This window comes from Chryseobacterium sp. CY350, from assembly GCF_027945075.1.
Classification (GTDB): Bacteria; Bacteroidota; Bacteroidia; order Flavobacteriales; family Weeksellaceae; genus Chryseobacterium.
In genome coordinates this window covers 402,255-427,047 of sequence record NZ_CP116034.1, presented here as the reverse complement: position 1 = coordinate 427,047, position 24,793 = coordinate 402,255, and the positions used below count along the sequence as shown (strand labels likewise).

General features: G+C 34.5%; 24 protein-coding genes and 1 pseudogene. 7 read left to right on the top strand and 18 right to left on the bottom strand.

The annotated features are described in order from the left end of the window. Positions 1-2: 2 nt before the first annotated feature. From PGH12_RS01870 to PGH12_RS01810, 13 genes are all read right to left on the bottom strand, one after another. Positions 3-833: a hypothetical protein gene (locus PGH12_RS01870; RefSeq protein ID WP_267599953.1), complete on the bottom strand. Its 831-nt coding sequence runs from the start codon at positions 831-833 to the stop codon at positions 3-5. A gap of 6 nt (positions 834-839) precedes the next feature. Then, positions 840-1,505: a hypothetical protein gene (locus tag PGH12_RS01865; protein WP_267599952.1), complete on the bottom strand. Its 666-nt coding sequence runs from the start codon at positions 1,503-1,505 to the stop codon at positions 840-842. Continuing rightward, complete coding sequence (locus PGH12_RS01860; RefSeq protein ID WP_267599951.1) at positions 1,502-2,194, bottom strand: hypothetical protein; 693 nt, start codon at positions 2,192-2,194, stop codon at positions 1,502-1,504. The genes PGH12_RS01865 and PGH12_RS01860 overlap by 4 nt, the downstream gene beginning before the upstream one ends. 10 nt (positions 2,195-2,204) lie before the next feature. Then, positions 2,205-2,858, bottom strand: coding sequence for a hypothetical protein (locus tag PGH12_RS01855; protein WP_267599950.1), 654 nt, complete (start codon positions 2,856-2,858; stop codon positions 2,205-2,207). Then, complete coding sequence (locus tag PGH12_RS01850) at positions 2,845-5,916, bottom strand: TraG family conjugative transposon ATPase (protein WP_267599949.1); 3,072 nt, start codon at positions 5,914-5,916, stop codon at positions 2,845-2,847. The genes PGH12_RS01855 and PGH12_RS01850 overlap by 14 nt, the downstream gene beginning before the upstream one ends. Continuing rightward, positions 5,888-6,202: a DUF4133 domain-containing protein gene (locus PGH12_RS01845; protein WP_074231894.1), complete on the bottom strand. Its 315-nt coding sequence runs from the start codon at positions 6,200-6,202 to the stop codon at positions 5,888-5,890. Before PGH12_RS01845 ends, PGH12_RS01850 begins: the two co-directional genes overlap by 29 nt. A 1-nt stretch (position 6,203) precedes the next feature. Continuing rightward, positions 6,204-6,512, bottom strand: a complete 309-nt coding sequence (locus tag PGH12_RS01840; protein WP_267599948.1) for a DUF4134 domain-containing protein — start codon at positions 6,510-6,512, stop codon at positions 6,204-6,206. Positions 6,513-6,644: 132 nt separating this feature from the next. Further along, positions 6,645-7,235, bottom strand: coding sequence for a hypothetical protein (locus tag PGH12_RS01835; RefSeq protein ID WP_267599947.1), 591 nt, complete (start codon positions 7,233-7,235; stop codon positions 6,645-6,647). Positions 7,236-7,292: 57 nt separating this feature from the next. Continuing rightward, positions 7,293-7,943 carry a ParA family protein gene (locus PGH12_RS01830; protein ID WP_267599946.1) on the bottom strand — a complete coding sequence of 217 codons (651 nt, stop codon included), beginning with the start codon at positions 7,941-7,943 and terminating at the stop codon, positions 7,293-7,295. A gap of 72 nt (positions 7,944-8,015) precedes the next feature. Next, the gene (locus PGH12_RS01825) at positions 8,016-9,488 is read right to left on the bottom strand and encodes a relaxase/mobilization nuclease domain-containing protein (protein ID WP_267599945.1); all 1,473 of its coding nucleotides are present in this window, start codon (positions 9,486-9,488) and stop codon (positions 8,016-8,018) included. Then, positions 9,478-9,834 (bottom strand): hypothetical protein, encoded by a 357-nt coding sequence (locus PGH12_RS01820; RefSeq protein ID WP_267599944.1) that lies wholly within the window; start codon positions 9,832-9,834, stop codon positions 9,478-9,480. The genes PGH12_RS01825 and PGH12_RS01820 overlap by 11 nt, the downstream gene beginning before the upstream one ends. Before the next feature lie 17 nt (positions 9,835-9,851). Further along, complete coding sequence (locus PGH12_RS01815) at positions 9,852-10,646, bottom strand: phage tail-like protein (protein WP_267599943.1); 795 nt, start codon at positions 10,644-10,646, stop codon at positions 9,852-9,854. A 752-nt stretch (positions 10,647-11,398) separates the two neighbouring features. Then, entirely contained in the window at positions 11,399-11,746 is a 348-nt protein-coding gene (locus tag PGH12_RS01810; protein WP_267599942.1) for a winged helix-turn-helix transcriptional regulator, read from the bottom strand. Between the two features lie 108 nt (positions 11,747-11,854). On the opposite strand from PGH12_RS01810, the gene PGH12_RS01805 reads away from it, so the two are divergent. From PGH12_RS01805 to PGH12_RS01785, 5 genes and pseudogenes are all read left to right on the top strand, one after another. Beyond that, on the top strand, positions 11,855-12,466 hold the full coding sequence (locus PGH12_RS01805) for an NADPH-dependent F420 reductase (protein ID WP_267599941.1): 612 nt from the start codon (positions 11,855-11,857) through the stop codon (positions 12,464-12,466). A gap of 146 nt (positions 12,467-12,612) precedes the next feature. Next, positions 12,613-13,509, top strand: a pseudogene (locus PGH12_RS01800) (LLM class flavin-dependent oxidoreductase); the annotation flags it as partial. A gap of 51 nt (positions 13,510-13,560) precedes the next feature. Continuing rightward, the gene (locus PGH12_RS01795) at positions 13,561-13,971 is read left to right on the top strand and encodes an LLM class oxidoreductase (RefSeq protein ID WP_271286828.1); all 411 of its coding nucleotides are present in this window, start codon (positions 13,561-13,563) and stop codon (positions 13,969-13,971) included. Positions 13,972-14,109: 138 nt separating this feature from the next. Beyond that, on the top strand, positions 14,110-14,814 hold the full coding sequence (locus PGH12_RS01790; protein ID WP_420710347.1) for an NADPH-dependent F420 reductase: 705 nt from the start codon (positions 14,110-14,112) through the stop codon (positions 14,812-14,814). 166 nt (positions 14,815-14,980) lie between these two features. Continuing rightward, on the top strand, positions 14,981-15,142 hold the full coding sequence (locus PGH12_RS01785) for a hypothetical protein (RefSeq protein WP_267599939.1): 162 nt from the start codon (positions 14,981-14,983) through the stop codon (positions 15,140-15,142). 223 nt (positions 15,143-15,365) lie between these two features. Here the strand turns inward: PGH12_RS01785 and PGH12_RS01780 are convergent, their stop codons facing one another. Next, positions 15,366-16,058, bottom strand: a complete 693-nt coding sequence (locus PGH12_RS01780; RefSeq protein ID WP_267599938.1) for a hypothetical protein — start codon at positions 16,056-16,058, stop codon at positions 15,366-15,368. 863 nt (positions 16,059-16,921) lie between these two features. Here PGH12_RS01780 and PGH12_RS01775 point away from each other — a divergent pair. Next, on the top strand, positions 16,922-18,310 hold the full coding sequence (locus PGH12_RS01775; RefSeq protein ID WP_267599937.1) for a toxin-antitoxin system YwqK family antitoxin: 1,389 nt from the start codon (positions 16,922-16,924) through the stop codon (positions 18,308-18,310). A gap of 1,033 nt (positions 18,311-19,343) precedes the next feature. Here PGH12_RS01775 and PGH12_RS01770 read toward each other — a convergent pair. Next, positions 19,344-20,006, bottom strand: a complete 663-nt coding sequence (locus tag PGH12_RS01770; RefSeq protein WP_267599936.1) for a hypothetical protein — start codon at positions 20,004-20,006, stop codon at positions 19,344-19,346. Positions 20,007-20,439: 433 nt separating this feature from the next. Between PGH12_RS01770 and PGH12_RS01765 the strand changes: the two genes are divergently transcribed. After that, complete coding sequence (locus tag PGH12_RS01765) at positions 20,440-20,850, top strand: VOC family protein (protein WP_267599935.1); 411 nt, start codon at positions 20,440-20,442, stop codon at positions 20,848-20,850. 448 nt (positions 20,851-21,298) lie between these two features. Here the strand turns inward: PGH12_RS01765 and PGH12_RS01760 are convergent, their stop codons facing one another. The 3 genes from PGH12_RS01760 to PGH12_RS01750 all read right to left on the bottom strand — a co-directional run bounded on the left by PGH12_RS01760 (position 21,299) and on the right by PGH12_RS01750 (position 24,784). Beyond that, positions 21,299-21,946: a response regulator gene (locus PGH12_RS01760; protein WP_267599934.1), complete on the bottom strand. Its 648-nt coding sequence runs from the start codon at positions 21,944-21,946 to the stop codon at positions 21,299-21,301. Next, positions 21,943-22,674, bottom strand: coding sequence for a sensor histidine kinase (locus PGH12_RS01755; RefSeq protein WP_267599933.1), 732 nt, complete (start codon positions 22,672-22,674; stop codon positions 21,943-21,945). The genes PGH12_RS01760 and PGH12_RS01755 overlap by 4 nt, the downstream gene beginning before the upstream one ends. A gap of 61 nt (positions 22,675-22,735) precedes the next feature. Then, positions 22,736-24,784 (bottom strand): response regulator, encoded by a 2,049-nt coding sequence (locus PGH12_RS01750; protein WP_267599932.1) that lies wholly within the window; start codon positions 24,782-24,784, stop codon positions 22,736-22,738. Between the last annotated feature and the right edge of the window lie 9 nt (positions 24,785-24,793).

Below are 24,793 nucleotides of genomic sequence, written 5' to 3'. Positions count from 1 at the left end.
TTTTAAAATCGGTGTTTATAATGATTCATCATATTTTGAACAATTTGCTGGTCTGATGCCGGAGCCCAAGCTTGTGGTAAAGCATAATTGGAATGGTTCTTTAAAATATTTTTATAATCTGTAAGAAGTGTTGTCTTGTTATTGTGCATCCTTAATTCCGTTACAAATTTTCTCCACTTGATAAGGGTTTCGTGGTACATAATGAACCGTTTTCCTCTTGGCATATCCATACTTCTGGACATTGAATATTTTTCTTTGATGAGATCAAGTTCTTCCTGAAGTCTCGTTATTGTACCTGTAGTACTCAATGTTTCAAACGTTTGCTGGTCTTTCAGCCTCCATTCTAGAAAATTTTGAGGTGTATTAGGGAATTCGGTAATGGGTTTTAGCATTCGTTTGTAGTACAATAACCAAAGAGGATCGGCATCCACCGTAGCGGACGTCCAATGGGCAAAATCCTGAACGCTTCTTTTATGAATCGTATCGGAAGCTGCTTTTATTTTTTGTGCTTCTTCCTCCTGAAACTTCAATTTAGCAAATCTTTGATTTTGTACTCCGGTAGGTTTTAATGGTCTGATATCTTCGCCATCTTTATAATCCCTGTTGATTTTTGGAGCCCATAATCCCCAAACAGTAGCATAGGCAAAATTGGTTTGAATGCCTAAAAAATATTTGGGATAAGGTCTCCAATCTCCCCAATCTTGAAAGACCATTCTCTTATGCTGGGCAACAATGGAAGGGTCATTCAATCTCTTTACACTCAATTGCCCAAACACAGTGACCGCAATCAAGAGGAACTGAAACAGGCTGATTTTTTTTAATAAATTTTCCATGATTTTTTAATTAAAGATGTGGTTGTATTTAGTGATGATGTCGCAAACAATAGCTCTGTCGATATTGATGTAATTGCGGAGAATAGGTACTTGATACATATAAGGGATCTTCCTGGCATTCTCCAATCGTAGATTGATGTACAGAATATTTCCGTTGATATTTCTGACACGGGTAAAAATCTTTTCAATCAGCATTTCCCTATCCATAGCATCCATCAGAAAATCTTTGTCTTCATTTAGAATATCCTGGGTAACTTCCTGCTGAAGTTTGATCGTTTGCTTGCCTATCTCAACATAATATTTTGATATCAAGAAGGAATATTCAGGATGCTGTGCTGATAGATCCAGCATCTTATTGGAGTTCGTCACTATTTTACCCAAATACTGATAGAGATAAACGAGTTTTTTGCTCTGGGTCAGGGCTGAATTCACATTTTTCAACTGCTGATAGATATACTCCTGGATGGCTATAATCTGCGTAATTTTATTGTTGACATCATCATACAGTTCCTTTTGCTTTTCATAGGAATCCAGAAAAGTTTGCTCACTTCCTAATCGGACGCCGTGGTTTACGGTAATTTGTGACAGAAGTTTGTCGTTGATAACTATCTGCTGACTATTAAAAGTGATTCCAGAAAACACAACAATTCCAATGGTCATTAATTTCTTCATTTTTTAAAAGATTTGATATTATCCATTATGCTTTCCACAACCTGTTTATCTCGGTTGACATAGTATTGAAAAGCTCTTTTGTTACGTTTCACTTTGGCTTTTATATCTCTTATTTTCAAAAGAATATGTGTAGAGTTTCTGCTAATTGTCTTGACTTCTCCCAAAGCATAATCCAACAAAATTTTACGTTCCGATTTTTCCATTTGATTTATTGCTCCATAAGAAATCACGATTCCCATTACAAGCCGTGTTACCATTTGCAGATCATCAACAAACTGAACCTGAGAAGGCAAAACGGCTATAATGGAATAAGGTGCATCACTAATTTCGTCGATAATAGCAGTTTGATTGTTGGTTATTTTGGTTATTTCCCTGCTCATTGCAATTCCGGTTGGTATAGCTTGAATGGCAAATGAAACAATTCGCAATCTGTCTTGTACCTTGGTAATCTTGTCTTTGAATTGGTTCCACTGGGTTCTGTTGGCTGTTTCTACGGTAGCATTGGCAATTTGCTTTTGCCGCATTTCCTTTTGTCGGTCATGTTCTTTCATTGTGGCATTGATCTCTATATCCATCATTGGAAATGAAACATTTTCCTGCTGCCAAGCTGGTGTAGAACCACCACCGGAGGATGTCAATACGAAATAAACTACAGGAATAAACAAACTGACAACAATTTTCTTTTTCATCTTTTTGGTATTAAAAATTCCGTTTATACCTGTTCATTATATTTTCAACAATAGCTTTATCGGTATTGATGTAGCCTGCAAATGGATTAATGGAATTCCAGAATCCCAATCGGTTGGCTTTTTCCAATCGTAATTTTATCGCCAAAAGCCAAAGCTTCAGATTTTTCACATTACCCGCAATATTATGCAGAATTTTGTACCGGTCTCCTGCAGTAGCTAAATTCAGTTCTCCGGATGCGAGAATATCAAACACATCGGTTACAATCTTTAGACTTTGCTCATAAGTCTTTTGGGATGCTTTAACCCCGAAAATGGCGTATTGCGGATGCACTGACGCTAGTTGCCCAATTTGTGATGAATAATTGTAACATTTATCGAGTTCCGAGTAGATTTCCTGTGCCTGAATTCCGTTTTGTAGCGTACCGGAAACCTCCTTCAGGCCTTTTAAAATTTTGTTCTGAATGTCATTGGCTGCTACCATCTGAGTTCCAACCCAGGTTTGTGCGTCTTTTAATTTTGAAGTTTCTTCTATCACTTGATTTTGCTTGGCTTTCAGATTTTCTGAATAGAGGATCATTGCCGCCGTTACAGTTGGGTCTATGTAGGTATTTTGAGCATATAAAAAACTACCGAATCCTATAAATAGTAGACTAAACTTTTTCATAATGATATTTTTTGGTGATTAATTCTGAAAAACTTATTTGGCGGTCTTCTAATTCCTGTGATATGATTTTGAAAACATTCTTCCCTTTATGTTCCTTTTTCATCATCCTGTAAAAAGAGTTGATTTTATCATCCAATGGATTTTGATATAAGTTCACGAGTGACACTAAGTTTTCCACACTGTCTCCGAAGGTTTTGAGATCACCAACTATTCTGCGCAATGCTTCATCATAGTCTCCGTATTGGTGCACATAATATTCAACTGCCGATTTTTCCGGTTTTTCTGTAGTGTAGGTGAGATATTGTTCAAGCGAAACTTCATTTCCATAGACTTCTCCTTTTGAACCTCTCTTTAAATAGAATTCTTTAAATCGGCTTCTCCCGAATTTGTTGTTGAGATTGTTGATGGTAAAAATTTTGTTTTGCTCTACTTTATTGAGCGATAGCAATGAAGCGATTTTATCAAAGTTGTCTTTGAATTTGGTTTGGTCAAGCAAAATGAATGTATCCGAGTTGTTGATGATACTGTCCTTTACGACAGCATTGCCAATAATATCATCCAGTTCCTGCGTTACTACTACGGCTTCTCCCCAAAATTTCCTCACCGTTTTATATAAATAAAGGATGTAGCCTCCCATCAGTTTACTTGCGATAGCCTTCCAAGCTTCTTCAATTATTAAGGCTTTTCTGCGGTCTTTTCTAAGGCGCATTTTCTGAATGAAAGTGTCCATAATAATGAGCGTGACAATCGGAAACAGTTTCGGATTATCCTTAACATTATCAATTTCAAAAACAATAAAAGATTCGTCGAACAGCGTATTATCTGCACTTTCATTTAACGTAGTGCCGTACCTTCCACCCTTGTAAAAGTCTTTCAGTACAAACAAAAATGTCCGCAGATTGAATTCCTTTTCTATGATATGATGTTTCTTATTATTAAGGTAAGTAGGAAGAAATTGATCGCAGTAATCGTAAAACCCATTGAACGAAAGTTCTGTTACGATCAACTTTTCTTCCAGTTCTTTTATTTTCCTGATAATGGCCTTTCTTAACGCTTCATCCCACTCTTCAGCTGACCTGGGTTGCCTGATGATGTCATTCGACTTGATTAAAATCAACTGCGTCTCATTGTATATTTTCCTTCTTTCTTCATCATTCAGTGTGTCATACGCTTCATACACTTTATAGAAATTGTCACTTTCATATTCCGGATTATTGATGTTCTTATCAGGATGATAAAATTTCAATAATTTTCTTCCCGCTTCCTTTATTTCATCGGAACTGGCATCGAAAGTAATTCCCAAAATGTCATAGTAAGTATGCTGCCCTTTGGCTTCATTCTCATATTCTGTGAATAGGTCTTCTTCGTGAATGTTATATTTACAGAGATATAGAATTAGTTCTTCAGAAGTTTTATTTTCGTACCACGGCGTTCCCGAATTAAAATACCCGTGGTAATAAGACATCAATACATTATCTAATATGGACTTTTGTGCTGAAGACATCGAAGAATCAGGACCTTGCCAGATCAAAAAGATCAGGTTAACCAAAAATTCTATTTTTTCGATATTAAATTCCTTTTGATCCATCAGAAAAGGATTCATTGTGATTGGTTTTTCTTCGGTGTATTGGATGTATCTTCCTCCTTTGTATTTGCAGGTACCGAAGTAGGAATCTCCCGTATCAACAATCACTACATCATAATTGTAAGTCAGATATTGTTCGATAATATTGTTCATCAAAAATGATTTCCCTGAACCAGAAGGACCTAAAACAAACTTATTCCTGTTATTGATCCTTCCTGTTTTCATCGGTAAATCTGAAGGATCTACTTTCAGCGGAACGCCTTGTCTGTCGGTGAATCTCAGGTAGAAATTGGATTCTTCATTGACGGGGTAACTTTCTTTAAAAAAAAAACACAAGGCCGCTTCGCTTGTCGTCATAAATAAATCGTATTCTCTCAACTCGGTTCCATTGCCCGGAATCGCTGCCCGAAAGAGTTCCAGTTGGTTGTAGGCATTTTTTGAAACAATGATTCCTTTTGTAAATAGCTTATTGTCAATCATCGACTGAATGTTTTCCATCTTTTCCAGTGAGTCCGATGAAAAAAGGATGGAAAAATGGGCATTAACTACCAACTGCCCATCGATGGCAATGTTATGAAGCAGGGTCTGAATTTCATCTGCTATAATCGCATTGGACGGAGAGTTATTGGCCGCTCCTTCATGCTTTTTCTTCTTTTTATCAAGCTCCCTTTGCTGTTGTGCCTGAAGCGGAATAGTAATGATCTGATTGTAGACAATGGTCTCATAGTCTTCCAGTTCATTGATAAAACTGAAATTATCTACGGCTGTCTCAGCTGCAGCTCCATTTCCTCCAAGAATAGAGTAAGGCTCGATTTCTGAAGGCAGATCAATATTTTCCACATCTACATAAGAAATATTTTTCACGAATCGGTTTCCGATCTGTAAAAATTCGTTGGTGCTTTTTATATTATCAAATGTCGAAGATTCGGTAAACTGCATCGACAAAACTCCGGAAATGTAGTACTCAAAATTTTTCTCGAATAAAAACTCAGGTTCACAATTATTCTGTTTTAAAAGCATCATTACCTTCTGGCATTTATCTCTTAATTCTTTGTAGCTTTTGTCAGAAAAATGATAATTCTTCATTTTCTTTTTCAGCTTATCATCAATAATATCGGTAAAGAAAAGTACGGTCTCAATAGTTTTGAAAAGCCTCCCGTCAAAATGTTCTGAATATTTTTGTTGTAGAAACTGGTTGGATTGCTCTGCAGCATATTTCTTCTTAGAAAAAATATCGAGCTTCTGAACAATTCTTCCCTCTCCAATGATCGACACCACCTGATTTAACACCGTGTGGAAATTGAGATAGCTATCAGGATCTGCAGAATATTGTTCGACAATATTTTTTATCTTCATCCCAATAATGGGGTTTCCATATTGTCCGAAAAGAACATCAAAATCCCAATTGAAATCTTTTCCATAATCGTATCCAATAAATGGGATGCTAAAGGCTTGTTTTTTTGTTGTTGCCATTCTTTAGAAGTTTATTATTATGTAACCTTTTTGGAAAAATTAAGATCTGATCGAAGTTTTTGGTTTTGTCATACAAACCATATTTGTCCTGTCTTCTGAAGATGAGATAAACTCCTCCTGCGGTGACTGCAAGACCAAGTAAAGAGCCTAAGAGACCGAACTTTGAGAGTACCAATGCTGATATGACTCCGCCTCCGATGACGCCGACTGCGTAAAAGATGTATTTTCCTTTGAGTCCGAAGAATACAAGAGGCTTTTTCAGCCCCTTGTAGAGATAGAATCCCATATTAGGCAAAGAATGCGGTTACAAATTCCGGAACGACAATCAAGAAAATCATTGCTCCTCCATAACCAAGGATCTCTTTGTTGACGTCCTGGTCACCATTCGTCCATTTATTATACACTCGGAGACCTCCGATAAAACCGACCAATCCTCCTACTGCTTTTAAGATCAGCTTGACAGGATCCCAATAATCAGTGATATCACTTGCAGCATTTGAGATCGCAGTGGCTCCCCCTTGTGCAAATGCGGGGTTTATTGCCATAATTGCCAAGGCTAGGGTTAGAACTTTTTTTGTTGTCACATTTTTCATCATAATTCAAAAAATTTATAAAGGGTTAATAATCAATTGAGTGTTAAATTTTGGACATAGAAGTCCCGGACAACGGATGGAAATCCACTGTTAAGTCTAATAATCAGTTCGTTAGATTTTGTTTAAGTTGGCTAACTACATAATGGATTGATAAACTTTGTATCCGTCGTAGTTCGCAACCATTTGAACTAGGGTTTCAGAAAGATTAAGCATCGCCTTCCAATCTTTTATTCTGACTGATTCTTTATCGATGTTGGAAATAGTTTCCAAGCTATCCCTTTCGTTAGGTTTCTCGTCTTCTTTTTCATCTGGTATTTTGCCTTTCTGATCAAAAGACGCTTCGCTTGACTCAGTGTTTTCAGGATATGATAAACTTTCGTTTTCGGCAACATCCTTTTTTGATAGATTGTCGAATTCATTTAAATCCTGTTCAAATTCAAATAGTTCCCTCAAATACTCCAAATCTTGTCTTTCTTCGTTTCCTTCAGTGATACCAGAATAGATTGGATTTTTATTAAAAGATTTGGGAGTGTTGAGATTTTCTACATCTTCAATCCCAACATTCTTAGTAAGATCTTCGTACTGTTCGGATATTTCGGACAAAGAAAATTCCTCCGTCTCTTCTTTAAAGATTTCCTTTTCTTTTTTCAGAAACAGATCGTAAAAGATATTTCCGGCGTAATAGGTCAGATATACAGCCAAGATGCAAAGTGAGATTTTTATCATTTTAATAAGTTGTATGGATTTGAATTGAGGAAATAGATTTTATTTCTTGTTTTTATTTCAAAGGGTGATCTTCAAGGTTTGATTAATATATTCTATCAGTTCATCGAATGATTTTCTTACCCCGTATTTTTGTTCGTAGGTCAGCTTTCTGGTATCAATCTTCTGTAGGCAGTTTTTTTTGAATACAGGATTTTCCAGTAGCAATCCGAATTTTTTTAGTTCGTTGTCATTTCCTTCCTGATTCAGATACTTGTAGCCCTTATCATATTTGGAACGAATAAATACTCTTTCAGCCTCACTTTCCAATAGCCCCAACATATTGATGAAGACCAAGGTGGACTTGACAGAAACATCTGAATACTCAAACGGAATCACGATAAAATCACTGTAAATGAGCAGATCGCTGTATTTTACATCTAATGTTCCAGCCAAATCAAAGAGATTGATTTCATCGCTATCTTTTAAATTAATGAGGGTCTCAAAGTCTGCAAATGGTTGTTGATCCTCTTCACCAATAATTTCCACTTCATACAATTTCGGATTTTCTGATAATTCATCATCTTTCCATTTGTAGTAAAAGGATTTCTGGTAATCAAAATCAAATACATTGATTTTTCTTTCCGAAATCGTAGAAATATAATTTGCAAAAGCAATGGCTAACGTTGTTTTTCCGGTTCCTCCTTTTTGTGTAGCAAATGTGATAATCATAAGTTTGGTTGTTAGTTGCCTGTTGTTGGCGATCGGTTTGCTTCTTTTTATATCAACAGACAACCACCAACTTTATCTTCTTTTTTTTCTTCGTTTTTTGAGTTCTATTTCAGCAGGGTCTTTTGCTGTTCTTGAACTGTTTAATAATTCAAATAACATTTCGTTTACAGCTTTGCTTAAAGCATTTCTTTCATTATTTTCAGTTCGGTTTTCATTTGCTTGTATCGGATTCAGAAATTTTTGATATTCCTTTTCTCCAATTAATGATTGTAGCTCTCCGATATAATGGAACCGCGTATGAACCGCATACATCTTTCCGTCCTCTCCTTTGGTAATTGAAATATTTTTTTCATCATTTGTGTTTTTGTTATTTTTAATAAAGTCCTTTACTTCAAACTGGACTTTTCGGTAGGTTTCCAGATCTTTTTTACCGCGGTTTCCAAATAGCATAAAGTCCTTGATCTGTGTTTCCGTATTATTCTTCTTAAAAAATTCAAGCAGGATCTTTTTTGTTTCCTGGCTACGAATATTATAATCCTTCAGTATTTCAAAAGTCTTCTTATCTAGCTTATCAGAAGTAAATTCAAATACTTCATTTATTTTCATAATATCACTTCCTTTATATACTTTTCCTGTTTTGTGGTCGATTACGGTGTAGCCAAAAGGATTTTTATCTTCTTTTTGATGAAAAACCATATCGATCCCGAAAACATCTTTCAGCTTTTTTTGGAGCTCGCTTTCAAAGGCAATCTTCATATTTGAATCATTTTCTCGTAAATTTTCTTTTGGAAGCATAGATTCTTGATATCTTTTATCTTCCACTTTAAAAACCTTATTGGAATACAATTCTTTGTATTTGCTTAGTATGGCTTTGATCTGTTTTGCCCTTTTATCATTTTGACTGTTATCGAAAACAATCTGATTTGCTGCCAGTTTTTGCTGTATTACCCCATTTTTAAAAATGTTAAAAGAATTTTCATCATTTGTGTTTTTGCCTATCTTATATCCATTTCTTTTGAGTAGAGTTTCCAACTGATTAAGCGAACTTATTTTGTAGTTCAGCAGTTTTTCCAGTTCTTCTTCCGGTTTCTGACCATACAATTTTTCCATTGTAATGCTTAATGCTTTTTGTGCTTTAAGCCTTTCATAACTGTCATTGATCTTCTTTCCGGTCTGTTTATCGACTCTGGTAGAAACAATGTGTATGTGATTATTATCTGTATCATTATGAAAAACTACCATAAATGGTTGCATTCCATATCCCATCTCTTCCATAAAATTTTCCGCCACTTTGGTCAATTCATCTTTGCTATGATTCTGAAACTTGGTTGAAATAACAGCGTGCAATTGCGGCTTTTTTACCTTCTCATTTTTTGATACTGATTTTAAATAATCTCTAACTTGTTGTTGATTGCTAGATTCATTAATGAACGAAGGAAAATTTTTCAATAACATCAATTCTCCTTTCCCATTCTCTACTTTTTTATCATTGTACTTTACCCCGTGGAAATCAGATCCAGATAAACCTAAAATTTTAATGATCATCAGCAATCAACGAATAGATTTTAAAAAAAATTTCATTCTGTTGTACTTTTAAATTAGCTATTTCATTGAGCTGAATTGAAAAATAACTGAGTTCCTTTTCGCTGATAAACTTTTGTCCATTTGCTATTTTTGCAACTTGATTGATATTGTTTTCAATCTTCCTGAAGATGTTGTCCTGCTTTTCAATGAACTGTAAAATTGTTTTTCTTTCATCATCTAAAATCCTGCTCTCAACTGAATCGATGATTAAAGTTGTTAAAGAAATTTTCTTTGTAAGACAGAGCTTTTTCCATTTTTCTTTACGATACTTTTGAATTCTTATGAAAATGCGGACTTCTTTTTCCATGGCACTTAAAAAAGTGTTTATGGTAAATATGGTTTTGCCCAATTAGAATATCCTTGAACTTCTCCATAAGTGTAGTACGATGTGGACATAGCTATTAACGAACTTTGAGGAATTTGAATAGCGTAGTTCTCAAGCAATGCAGGAAAAAATTGTGTTGAATTTTCTGTATGAAGTAATACTACCTGATTTGGAATATAACCTATGTCAATGTATATGTCCGGAATATTTATAAAAGCATTACCGGTTATGGGATATGAATCATTTGACCTGTATATTTGAAACCTCACATTAACGATTCCATTAACTTTTCTGAATAGTACAGATCCTTTTAAACCTCCGAAGTTTTTGGTACCTATTGTATAGTTTTTAGAAGATGTCAGATACGCATTACTATTTCCCCAATAATTTAACGGGATCGACCAATTGGACGTCGATGTAATTCCTGCAGTACTGTTATGGTCAAATGATAAGAAAATCAAATATTCAACAGGTTGCTTTTCTTTTGAAAAATCTCTCCATGACATCCCATCAAAGAAATATAATCCAGATTCTACAATATATTCAACTTGTCCTGAGTGAGTAGTCGGTGGAGACGTCACAAATACTATAGCTCCTTTTTTAGCATAGGAATACGATTTTACAGCGAGTTGGTTTCCTGTAATTCTTGGGGGAATTATACCGTCATAATGATTGATATCATTTGGTTTTCCCAAAACCTCTAAAGTTGTTTCTGGAGTCTGGGTATTGATGCCGACCTGTCCCTCGATTAATATAGTGAATAACATCAACATTAAATAAATGAATCTTCTCATTTGTATTTTGATTAAAATTTCTTGGACAAAATTGAGTCATAAAATCCTTTAAAGCAATAGCAATCAAAGCGTTTGGTCTAAAAACTAACAGTTTGGATTAAGGTGTAGATATTAAAGATTAAAAACGAATGATTTGGGTGAATCTGAAATCTTAATAAGAATTCTGATAAAAATAAAAAACAAGTTCCGCAGTTTTTTCACCCCTTTTGCAAAAAAGGCAAGATCGTCTTTGTAGTACAACTTGAAAAGTTTGTACGTACAAACACACATCTTGCAAAAAAGTAGTTCTATTTTTCTAACTTAAGAATGTATTGTAAAATATCGAAAGCAATATTGGCCACTTTCCTACTCGCTGAAGTGCAACCTTGCACTATTTTACGAAGCAAGCTGTAATCTTTTTAAGCAAGTTCGTTTGATGCCTTTATCTTTTTACGCAGATATTACATAATGCTATATTACGCTGGAATAAAAATGATCCTGTAACATATTTAGCACATTTCATCGATTTTAAATATGATTACTCTTTGCCACTCTAAAGTGGTTCAAAGGCGAGCTTGAATTGTTTTACGCAGTAAGCTGTATGATCTTATTGCAATATGATGTGACGCAAAAAACATATGTTAAAATTTTAACTGCTTCATATTTTATACTGATTTTTTTTACTCATACTCATCTGACAGAAAATCCTTTTTGGAGACTTTTTAAAGTATAAAAATATTCATTGGAAGGCGCATAAAATAATTTAATTTCTATTAACCTTTCATTATTTCCTGCTTGTGTTTTGTCCCCCAATCTTTAAGCGCATCAATGATGGGTGTTAAAGTTTTCGCATAGGGCGTCCATTTGTAAGTTATCTTTACAGGATAATCGTTGGTAACAATTCTTTCAATCAACTTATGTTGTTCCAATTCTTTCAGGTCTTTTGCCATCGCCTTGGGTGTAATCCCAGGGATACTGTCTTGAATATCTGTAAATCGCTCATTGCCTACACCTACAGAAATGATAATCGGTAATTTCCATTTTCCATTGATTACATCCAATGCATCACGCACTGGTTTTACGCTGTCCAAGCAAGATAAGTAAGGTTTTTTTGTTGCCATAAAAAATTCTTTTTGAAAAAATGTACTTTCCTTTAAGAAACTACTATACAAAGTAAAGCGTTTTTAAGTTAATTTTGTATAACAAATTCATCAATAAAATAAAATAGTATGGAAATAGGAATTATAGGCGTAGGCCATATCGGAAAAACTTTAGCATTAAAATTAGCAGCAGCAGGGCACAACGTGGCAGTTGCTAATTCCAGTGGCCCGGAAAATATTGATGCAGCTGTGTTAGAGACAGGGGCAAAAGCTCTGACAGCGCAAGATGCTGTACACAACAAGGACGTGATCATTCTGTCTGTGCCCTTAAACAGGATACCGGATATTGCACCGCTTTTGGCATCAGTGCCGGAAGAAGTTACGGTAATAGATACTTCTAATTACTATCCTGCCAGAGACATGATAATTGATAATATAGACCAAGGGTCAGTAGAGAGTGTATGGGTAACAGAACAGTTAGGACGTTTGATCGCCAAAGCCTGGAATGCGATAGGTTCTCAATCCCTCGAGAAAAATGGAAAACTTTCCGGAGCTTCGGATCGTATTGCAATCCCTTTTGCGGCTGACCGTGATCATGATCGGGACATTACAAAGAAATTGATAGAGGATACTGGATTTGATGCTTATTACACAGGCTCATTAGCTGATTCATGGAGACAGCAACCCGGAGCTCCTGTTTATTGTACAGATCTGACCGCAGATGAAATACATTATCGATAAAGCAGAGAGGGAGCGTCTGCCGCTACGAAGAGATTTAGCTGTTGCAGCCATCATGGAGCGCATGAGTGATCCCAGATCAAACCCGGATGCTGATTTTGGAGTACGTTTAAGCCGTGCTCTGTATATCTAACTTCAAAAATTAGGTAATGAAATCAGTAGAAGAAGAAATAGATAACCGTTCTGTCGGCATAAAGCAAATGCTTATCGGTCTGCATCTCGGAAACGGCTACGGTTCACAACCTGGTGCCTGGCGTATGCCTGGAGTTGATCCCGAAAGTTATACAAGCTTTGATGCACGTGTAAAACAGGCTCAGGCTGCAGAACGTGGTAAATTTCAGTTTATATTTCTGCCGGACGGCCCTGGTGCAGTAATTACTGATATTGCAACTGAATCTCCTGCCTTTAATTTAGAAGTAATGATGACCCTCGCAGCAGTTGCCAGAGAGACAGAATACATAGGATTGGTCGCTACAGGATCCACTACCTTTAATGAACCTTTTAATTTAGCAAGACAGTTCAAAGCTTTGGATGTGATGAGCCACGGCAGAGCTGGTTGGAATGCCATTACATCAAGCGGGAATGATGTTGCCGCCAATTATGGTACAACGATTCCGTGAAGCAAAGACGGCTATGGAAGAGCTCACGAATTTGTTCAGCTCGTTCAGGCACTTTGGGGAAGTTGGGGGAGAGATGCGTGGGTGCACAATCAGGAAAGTGGAGAGTTTGCAAAAACAGAGCGAATTGCCCCGATTAATTTACAAGGCCAATTTGTAGGCTCAAGAGGTCCACTCTATATTCCACCATCAGAACAAGGGCAGCCTATCATATTTCATGCAGGTGGTAGTCCAAATGCACATCAATTGGCAGGACGATATGCGAATGCAGTTATTGGGGCGGCGTTTACGATTGAAGATGCACGGGCTCAACGAAATGCTTTCAGGGAAGCTGCAAAAAGCTTCGGCCGTGATCCCAATGAAATAAAATATATTCCAGGATTGATGACAACCATTGCGAAAGACAGGCGTACGGCACTTGACCGTCGGATTCAGTTAGCTGGGGATTCATTGCAACAAAGGTTAGGCTACCTTCAACAAATGTTGGGTATCCCCCTTAATGCGGCTCAGCTTGACGAACCGATCTTAAAAATACTATTGGATAATGCGAGACCATCGCCTTATGATCCTCGTTCGGTAAATGCATTAAAAATAGCAAAAGAAGGCTGGAGTGTCCGTGATATCCTTGCCCACGGAGTGATCGATTATCATCCTGTCATTGTTGGTCCCGGTATCGAAGCCGCAGATCATATGCAGGAATGGTTTGAAGCAGGTGCAGCGGATGGCTTCTGGATCTCTCCAGATGTCAATTCAGATGGAATCGATGCTTTTGTTGATCAGGTAGTTCCCATTTTACAGGAACGTGGACTTTTTCATCATGATTATCAAGGCAAAACTTTACGTGAGCATCTCGGTGCTTTAGATCAATATGGAATTGATCCCCGAATTTGACCATGTACAAGATACCTTTGTTCAATCAATAGCATGTCCGGAAAGAAATAAAATTCAAAACGAAATATTTACAATTCAAATTCAATCAATAGATTAATAATTTCACAAAAAAAATGAAATTATTCAAATTTTAAATAAATTATCACAATAAATAAAAATAATATGGAAATAGGAATTATTGGTTCTGGTAACATCGGAAGTGCCCTGGCCGGACATTTGACTAAATTGGGTCACAGAGTTTCAATTGCCAATTCACGTGGACCGGAAAGTTTAACGGAACTAGAATCGAAAACAGGAGCCCAAGCAGTTACCGTAGAGACAGCAGCAAGTGCAAAAGAAATTGTTATCATCGCTATCCCTGTTAGAGCAATGGTACATTTGCCGTCCCACATTCTATCAGCATCTACAGCAACAGTTATCGATGCGGGAAATTATTATCCGTCTCGTGATGGAAAAATTGCTGAGATTTCCAATGGAAAAACAGACAGCGAATGGGTTTCAAAAGTTATCGGTCACCCGGTGATCAAAGCATTTAATAATATTGTTGCCCAAAGTCTGGCTGAGAAAACTTCACCGAAGGAAAGTTCAAACAGGATAGCATTGTCTATTGCCGGCGATAATAATGAACAAAAACGTATGGTGATGAAACTTATTGATGAAATTGGATTTGATCCAATTGACGGTGGATCGCTATCTGAATCTTGGAGACAGCAACCCGGCGAACCTGCTTACTGTCAGGATTTGGATAGGGATAAATTGAAAATCGCATTACAAGTAGCAGACATCAGCAATCGTGCTCAGAACCTTGCTGCTGCTGATGAAATGGCAAGGCCTTACTTTTAAATTGATATTTTAAACAATAAGGCCAGTATATAAAATATGACAGAAAAACTGGTGGTCTTAAAAATGACCAGCAGTTTAAATCTTTTAGGGTAACGAACTATTGATCATTGGCCTGCTTTATGCACTATATTACTAATTGCTTCAGACAATACCTTGCAATAGACCTATGAACAAAACTACTAAATTAGAAAACACTGTTGTTATTCCGAAGGAAATTGAACGTCAGAGAGCACTAAAAATATTAGAAAAAGCAAAATTGCTAAACCGTAAAGTAGTTCTTCTTGCTAACGAGGCTTCAGGACACATTAATCCCAATATTTTGTTTTAAATTAGAAATATTGATTGTATCTTGAACTGTCGCCGATATATGAAGATTTTTAATTTGCGGTTCAGGTGGTATTTCTCCAACAATATAAATAGCATAACGATCACCCCCTGATGACGATCCGAAGCATCAATTTTTAATTTCCTTCAAATTAAATCAGAAAAAAATGATGTTACAATGCACTGTTGACCAGAACTATAGAGATATACGATAAGCAGCTGCTTTTTCATAAATTTTTTGCTTCAACATTTCTGAAATCGAAGGGAATCAATGTAATCGAATTTTCATTTTCAATCATCAATTCGATTGTGATTTCATCTTTTTCGATCTTAGTCATATCCCTTTTTAACCTTATAAGTTTATAAAGAATCCCCGTCTTTTCATCTAACAATGTTAGTCTTTCAAAACCAGGCTCAAGTTCTCCATTCAACGCTACGACAAAGTCTTGTTTTTTGTCAGTTTTATAAGCATAAATCAGATCATAATTCCTAAAGTTAATGCTTTTATACCCTTCTCTATCATTTGTTCTATATTGATATTTTGGAAGTGCTTTTTCAACAGTTGCAGAATCTACAATACTAAATAAAATATTAGGGTTTTTATTGGTAATACTTTTATCTATTAAATTAATATTTTTTTTAAAATTTTTAATTTTGCCCAAATTGAAATATGATTTTTTGTTTTCTGACGGCTTGAAATACTTGATCACACCTTTAATATTAAAATCTTTGTATTTTTTCTTTTTATCAATTTCGTACCTTGCCAACACGTTTGCTCTTCTGTAAAAGGTTTGAATATAATTATCGGGAAGTCGTTGTCCAACTTGATCTGTGACAGTAATCGTATCAATTTTGATTAGGTGAAAATTACCATTTGGCTTATTTTCAATTTCTAAACTTATCTCAATGAAGTCAGACATTTTGAGTGCGTGGGATAATACTACTGTTTCCTGTGAATAAAGTGAAATAGGTATTAAGATTATCAGTAGAAATGTAACTATTTTTTTCATTTATTTTCTATTTTTTTTTGAGCAGGTTATGGTTTAGTGTACACACATTTTTCAGAATTACGTAGTGCGACAATTTGGTTTTTAAACTTTTTGTGAAGCTAATCTTAATATTTAAATTATGAAGACAAATCGAGTGTTTTTTTGAGATTAAGTTTTATGAATAGCTAACTTTTACGTTCGATTAATATTTCATTTAGAATTCCGTTAATCCCATAAGATTTATATGTGATAACTTAGGCCATGATTACACCGTCACATACAGTCTTTCTTCTTCATAAGTCACCTTGTAAATTTATCTAACCTTATGGTTAAGAATGATTTTTAAATTTATCACGACCTTCTGTTTAGGTCATTCCTACCTTCAAATTTACGATTTAATTCAATCTGATTCAGACAAACTCTCTTGAAGTATTCTGTGAGTACTATAAGAATATTTTATTAATTTTTATATCATTAGTAATAAAGCCGAAGATTTGATCGCTCGTTAAAGAGTTCAGGTTTAAATCCAAAAACTATACACCACAGCATTAAAAAAGCTCATCAGCAAATCATTGAAAAAGTGTATTATCTCAATACTTAGCAAAAAAATGAAAAATGGGCAGCAAAGAGATAAAAGCTAATCTAATCAGTAAACATAATATATACTGCATTTAAAATTACTATTTTCTCTTTGATAAACACGCATTTTCATGATTATAGATATTAACCTCGTCACTAATAATATCAGTAATTTACCTTAATTTTAAACCAACTAATAATGTTGCAATCTCAAAATGAAAAATCCAACCAGATATTCCGTTGTGCAAGAAAGGTTAAGCCCCCTTATCTCATTGCCATTTATCCTATCTTTGGGGCTATTGCTGCTGAATGACTTTTTTCTAAAAGGCGCGTATCATAATGTTATCACCGGCAAGCTTTCGGATATATGTGGATTATTCATATTCTCAATTTTTTGGTCTTCTCTACTACCAAAATATAAAGCAGGAATATTCATATCTACTGCTCTACTTTTTATTTATTGGAAGAGTGGATATTCACAATCATTCATTGAATTTTTCAGCAGAAACTTTTTTCAAATTGAACGTACCGTAGATAGTACTGATCTTCTGACATTACCTGTTTTAGTTCAAGCGTGGTTCTGTCTAAAGGGTAACATGAAAAGTTTGCAAGCTTCGGAATGGCAAAACAAGTTAAATCCTTACTTAATTGCAGCCGTTTCCTTATTTTCATTTTATTCCACGAGCAAGCCACGAGACATCCAAAGGCTAGAACAACCGCAGTATATACTTTTAAATTCAGAAGTACCTGCAGATAGTACCTACTTTGATGGTTTACAATACTACAAATTTGGCTCGTTACTCGTTGTAAGAATCGATGAGCTCAGCATCTCTCAAAGACCTTCAAAAAATGATGATTACAACAAGAATAAAGAAATTAAAAATTTGGATCAAAAGGTTTCTCAGATGCTTGGCAATACAACACATCTGATAACTCCTGGTCAAATAACATCCTTACAAATTAAAGCTTCTGACGGTGAGGATGATGTCACCTTCAACGGTGGGCGTTTGGATGGAAAATTTATCAGGATGAAGAATGGAAAGATTATCATCGAAGGTCTATATAAAATGGGTATTGAAGATTCTGTCTGGATTTTTAGAAATAGTGATGGACAGGCAATTCGCGAAATAACCTTCGTAAATGGAGAGCGTACAAAAATTCGACATTATAAAAATAATACATATATTAAATCTGAAAAAATCGATACCCGCGCAGATACCATCAGAAATAAGGGCATTCAAATAAGCGTCCTTATTTTGCTGCTTGTGAGTGTCGTCTTTATGATCATTATCAATCGACGCAAGTCGCCGCAAAAGCTAAAAATTCAAACAATATGGAAGTGGCTTCTATGTTTAAGCTTACCTTTGATTGTATGTTTGTTACTTTACATTATTACATTGTTATTGGATGACTTTAACCACGATATTTTTGCTGCGTTAGGATTAGCGATTCTAATCTATTTTTTAACTTGTCCCTTGTTTTTCATTATAGTTTTTTGGATAAAACCAAGTAAACAAATTGATATCCTATGGTACAGTCTTATATTCGCATTATGTTTTAGTATTTGGATAGAAAGTGACATCTTTCTAAAACTGTTGGTTTAGTGATTGATACATTATAAGGAGTACTGGAAAAAAAACTTAGATGTAAGCGTAAAACCTAATTTCATCTTCTTTAAATCTCTCTCGTCCGGCTCGTGATCAAAGTCTTAATCTTTCTCTCTATTCCTGGTGATCCTTTAGGAGATTTTAAGAGTCAATTTATACCGATTATTTATCAGTTCTGATTGTCCATTTAATTGTTCGATGTTTGCGCGGGTCAGTTTATGAAACTTAAGATGTACAAGCACGGAACTTTTTCAGTTGTATTGTAAAAATCAATAAGCTCTTTTCTACAACCTTATTACCAATGAAAGAAATAAATCAAGCTGTCTGGCAGATTCTATTAGGTGCTGCATCAGAATAAATAGAGATATCTTTTGTCTTAACATATTTGTTGAAAATGTTTAACTGGCTTGTTTTCGTAAATTCTATTTTAAATATTTTTTCCTCATTCAAAATTACAAAATCTGCAACCAAGAGATTTTCAAGATCTTTTATAATTTTAGCTTCCCTCAAATCACGGTAATAATATCGAGTGTTTTTTATATCTATTCTCCCTATCTAATGTGATTTGAACTTCCACCTTTATCTTATCTTCTTTTTTGTTAGAGGTAATCAGTCAAGTATTCTATTTTTTATATTTAAACCAATCAGATTATAAATCTCACAAAGAATTATTGTTTCATCAAGATTCTTTTCTATATTTTCCATATCATAAATTAAATCAAATAAGTTTTCTAGACTTTGAGTAGAAACTTTAGATTTTTTAAAATTATAAGTGATTACAATATAGCTATTGGTAAATCTATTTATCACTTTCTGGATCATTATCTTAACAGTACAATTTAGGTACTGAGTAAATATAAATTATTTTGATGCATAATTACTTTCAGCTCGAAGTACTCAAATGGACGCACATATCGAATTGTTTTTTGAGATTTTGATAGCATTAATAACGTTTTGGGGCTTTGATTTCGGGTTTAAATAGATGCAGAAAAGCCCGCCTGACGCAAAACTATTGTTGTGCGTTCGATATTTATTCAAATTGTTCTTCTGTAATATTCCAAACATATATTTTTTCTTTAAATTTTATAAATTTTGAATAAGTTTTTTCAAAATAATCAGGTGCTGACATATAATTATCTTTAAATGATATATTAATATTTTTCCCGGTCTTTGGCAATTCAATTGTAAACTGTGATGTTACCAATTCCTCTTTTGTATGTTGACTAACAGATTTTATACAGAATTCACCAACGAGATTATTCATAAATACGTCAAAATTATTTGTATAACTTTTTAAATATCCTGTTTTCACTTCTGTAAGTATTTTATTTCTATACTCAAAGAATTTGAAATTATTTTGAGAAAAGCCACCATTGCTTCCGCCGATAGAAGAAATAGCAATCAATTTTTTGTTTTTAATATTCCAATATGTGATTTCGAATATTTGATAACCAGATTGTCCTTCTGTATATGATTGCTCTAGTCTTAAATATCCATTTTTCTTATCAATATTCAAAGAATAGTGCATATCATCATTGGTCAATGAGCCATTTAAAACTAAATGTTTTCGTTCAATATAGCTTAAGTCGTCTAAATATTCAGCTGGCATTATATAGAAGAAATCAGTAATGTTTTGTGCAGATATATACTGTATTGAGATAAAAAGAATAATAAATATAGAAGTTTTTTTCATTATTAGGTTTTTAGTTCTTTCTTTTTTGTACACGTTTCATTTAAAATGACAAATTATTTATATCCGTTATACAACAGCGCATATCCACCAAATCCTTAGTCTTATGCACTAAATATAAGCAATCGTTTTTTTGATACTGTTATTTACTTGTAAATATAATGTTTATCAGAAAAAAATATCAGTTTTTTTAAATTTTAAAAATCCATATTGCCTTCCGAATGCCGACTATCATTTTTAAACGCATAATGAAATAAAAGTACGATTTTAAGTGCAATCAAAAAATTGCTTTTCGTAAGAATATCTTTGAAATATCGGCAATCCATATTACATAAATGTTTTTAAATATTTTTTACATTAATTCAAATACAACACCAAATGCTGACAGACTGTTGTCACAAAGTCACCTTATTTTTGTTTCAGAAAATTAAACATTATGAATTTAGTATCTATTAGAATAATTACTGCAGATGTAGAGGCCTTAATAAAATTTTATGAACACATCACAAAAGCGACTATTAAACGCTTTACTCCTGACTTCGCAGAATTACAGACGAAAACAGCTACTTTGTCTATTGGAAGTATTAATACACTTCAGTTTTTCGGTGGTGATAGTGTAGCTCAGGCGGCTAAAAACCGTACAGCAATTATTGATTTTAAGGTTGTGGATGTAGAAAAAGAATATAATAGATTAGCACCTTTTTTAGAACCATTTATTGTCCAAAAGCCAACGATAATGCCTTGGGGAAATAATTCTCTATTATTTAGAGATCCTGATGGAAATTTGGTCAACTTATTTACTCCAATTACATTGAAACCGAATAAGAAACTTGCGCCTACAAATTAAAATTACTGAGATAATAAGCTAAAACACAAATAATTAATCATTGGTGTTCTTTTAGTTATTTGTAATAAATTTACGAAACTAATATTTCATAAATTGTATATATGCTTTGATGCCTTAATATTTTTTCTCAGTATTGGAAGAAGATGCTAACAAACTCAAATTCATTTAAAAGTATTCTACCAGTTGATGCAAATTATATTCAGAGAAATTCTCTATACACATCTATTACTCATTAAAAAAGAATATTTGTTTTAATGAAAAATTAGTACATTGAGCAATGCTTAAATGTAAAAAACTGATTTACAAGTTTTTAAATAATATTAAAATTTAAATTATAATGTTATTATTTTTTATATAGATTGTAACATTTGAGTGTCCTGCAGATGCACTATTGGTTATTAAATAAGCAAAAATACTATCAGAGGAAGATTATCGTCTAAAAAAATGTTTAATGATTATACAATCTTAGTATCTCGACCAGTTCAGGTATGGATCGTATTTTCAGCTTCTCAAAAAGCCTGTTTTTATAAGTGCTAACAGTAGATTGGTGGAGATTTAAATGATTTGAAAGTTCTTTGAGGGGTATACCTTCTGCAAGCTTATTAGCAATTTGCAACTCGCGATCTGAAAGAGATTCAAGAGCTGTTTTTTTTGTTGAACCATTTATTGATTCTAAAAAGATAGCTTCCTTCACATCGTTACTTGCATATCGGCCGGTACTGAGCATCGCTGTCAAAGCAGTTTCAATCACCTCAGTGGAACTCTGCTTGCTAAGATAACCACCAGCACCCATTTTTAAATATCTCATCCCATACAACTCTTCATCCTGCGAAGAGAATATGAGAATTTTTAAATCAGGTTGATGTATTTTTATATAATCTATCGCTTCCTGAACTGTACCGTTAGGCATATTAACATCCATAATAGCCAAATCCAATTCTTCGTTCAGAATTACTTTATACAATGATTTGTAATCCTCCACTTCGAAGATAACCGCTTCCGGCTTGAGTCTTTTGACCGTTTGAATCAAACCCATCCGAACGATACCATGATCATCTGCTACTACAATACGAACATTTAATTTTAAAGCCTTCATTCACTAAAGTTAGGTAAAAATAGGGAAACAGTGGTTCCTTTTTCAGATGATATGATGTCAATATTTCCCTGCATCAAGGATATGAAATTTTTTGCAATTTTCAAACTCAATCCTACACCTTTTTCTCCAGCAGTACCCTGAAATACGGGATTATCATAGCTGTAAATCGTAGATAAGTACTTTTGTTCGATTCCCGTTCCGGAATCAACCACAGAAAGTACAATCTGATTATTTACCGAAACTTGCTGTAAATAAATATCTTGACCAGGAAACGAATATTTTATCGCATTATTGAAAATTTTATCTAAAACGTATTCTAACAACAGGCGATCGGTTGTAAGAACTGCATTTTGATCTCCTTTGAAAAGAAAATTAATGTTTTTTTCTTTTAATGATGTAGCATATTTTTCTTCTAGCTGGTGAAAAAGATCCATCACCATGATTTTTACAGGCTTAATTTTAAAGTCGCCATATTGTGTTTTTAACCAAGCTGTGCTATCCTGCACAGTCCGTAGGTTTTTCTGAGCATCTTTTTTCAGGTGGGGCAACATCTTATGAAAATCTTCCTCACTTATAGTCTTTTCTTCCAGCGCTTCTATAAGCCACAGAAAATTTCCAAACATCTCCTTTGAGTCATGAGACATTATTGAGATCAGTCCGTTTTTGAAATTGATTTCGTTTTCGAGCTTTTCTACTTTTATCTGTAGTTCGTTAGTAAGATCATCCATCACGTAAGTATCGCTATAAAAATTTTTACTTGAATATTTTTTTTCAGGCCAGATATTTGCCTTACTTTTTATCTATTTCTTTACCAAACCATTTCCGAATCATAAACGTCAGGGTTTGCTTCAGTAAAGGTTTAGTTAAAAAATCCGACATGCCGGCTTGCATACATTTTTCTTTTTCACCAGGAAGACTGCCCGCCGTTAACGCAATAATAGGAATTTCAATATTTTTTTCCATCCCTCTTATCTTTTTGGTAGCCTCAATGCCATTGAGCTGCGGCATCTGAATATCCATTAAAATAAGATCTAAACTATTTCTTTGGTATTCTTCAACTGCTTCTACTCCATCTTTTGCCTCAATAATTATAGCCTGAGGAAGAATATCCTTTAAATAGGTTTTAGTAAGCAGCAAATTAACAGCATTATCATCAGCAATCAAAATTTTTATTTCGTGAGTGCTGACTTTATTTACCACATTTTTTATTTGCTCCGGTTTTTTCTTTTGAGAACTTTTTAAGGTAGACAAAATCTGGTACATCTGTTTCATACGAATCGGTTTAACCAGTCGATTTTCTATCTCCAGTTCAGCACACGCATCCTGTAAATTAGTATCATCAGAAGAACTATACAAAACAATATACGGCGCTGCATCAGTAGTAGCAGGAATTATATTTTTCATTTTTCTGATTGTTTCAATCCCATCCATAATTGGCATATGATAATCCATAATTATCACATCATATTCAGACTTATCCATGATCAGAAGTATTGCTTTCAAGCCGCTATCGCATTCCGTTACTTCAATATCTTTTCGTTCCAGCATCCTTTTCAGAATATTCCGATTGTTTTCATTATCGTCTACTATCAGAACTTTTTTGATACCGCTTAAGCTTAAATCATATTCCTCTTCCCCAGTATCCAACTGCAAATCGAAGAAAAAGTCACTCCCCGTTCCTTGTTCACTTTCTACCTGTAAAACACTGTCTAGAAGTGCTAAGATTTGGTTGGAAATAGTCAGTCCCAGACCCGTACCGCCATATCTTTTGGTAATACTGATATCTTCCTGTGAAAATGCTTCGAAAATTTCAGACTGTTTTTCCTTATTAATTCCAATACCTGTATCGTGAACTCCAAACCGCATGAGCTTTTTTCCTTTTCCTAAATCGTTTATAACTTTAACATATAATACGATCTCCCCCTTCTCGGTAAATTTTAGGGCATTGCTCAAAAGGTTTACAAAGACCTGTTTTAAGCGCATTGTATCAGTCCAGATGTACGTTGGGATGGCATCATCAATATCAATGAGTATTTCTAACCGTTTTTTATTATTGTGATACGAAACAATATTGAAAGCTTCTGAAACCAGTTCCTCTATCTCAACTTTATCAAGGTTCAGCTGAAGTTTTTGCTTATCTAATTTTGAAAAATCCAAAATATCGTTGATGATGCTGTATAGCGATACTCCGGATTGGTTGATAACATCCAAGTACTGCCTCTGCGTTTCATCGAGGCTGGTTTCCAGAAGGAGCTCGGTAAAACCGATAATTCCATTTAACGGGGTTCTGATCTCGTGACTCATATTGGCCACAAACTCAGATTTCAAAACATAAGCTTGATCTGCTGATTCTTTTGCGGGTAAGATCTCACTCTCCGTTTTTTTTCTTGCGGTAACATCGTCTGAATTACACAAATACCATTTTGACGCTTGATTCAGTATCTTATTCAATAACTCCTCCTCTGCTATGTCCAAATTTTTCTTTTCCCTGTCAAATAAATTTAAATGAGCAACAAGATTGTCTCCAAGATCCGGGATGGAATAACTTCTATGAAATTTAAATTCCGCGCTCTTAAACTCATAAACTGAAGTCTCATCACCCAATTGAAAGCGAAGATTCTGAAGATAAATCTGGTTATGGGAAGCATCACTGGAAGCCAGAACATACACTTGCCCGTCCGAAATAATACTCATGGTGCAAAGCTCTGTGCCAGTCATCTTAGCAGCGGCATACACCAATAGTTCAAAAATATCGGTATATTTTTTTTCGAAGGAAGTCAATTTATCATTATTTTGCTGATCCAAAAAATGATTATTGCTATTAAAATGGTTTATCATGAAGAGTGG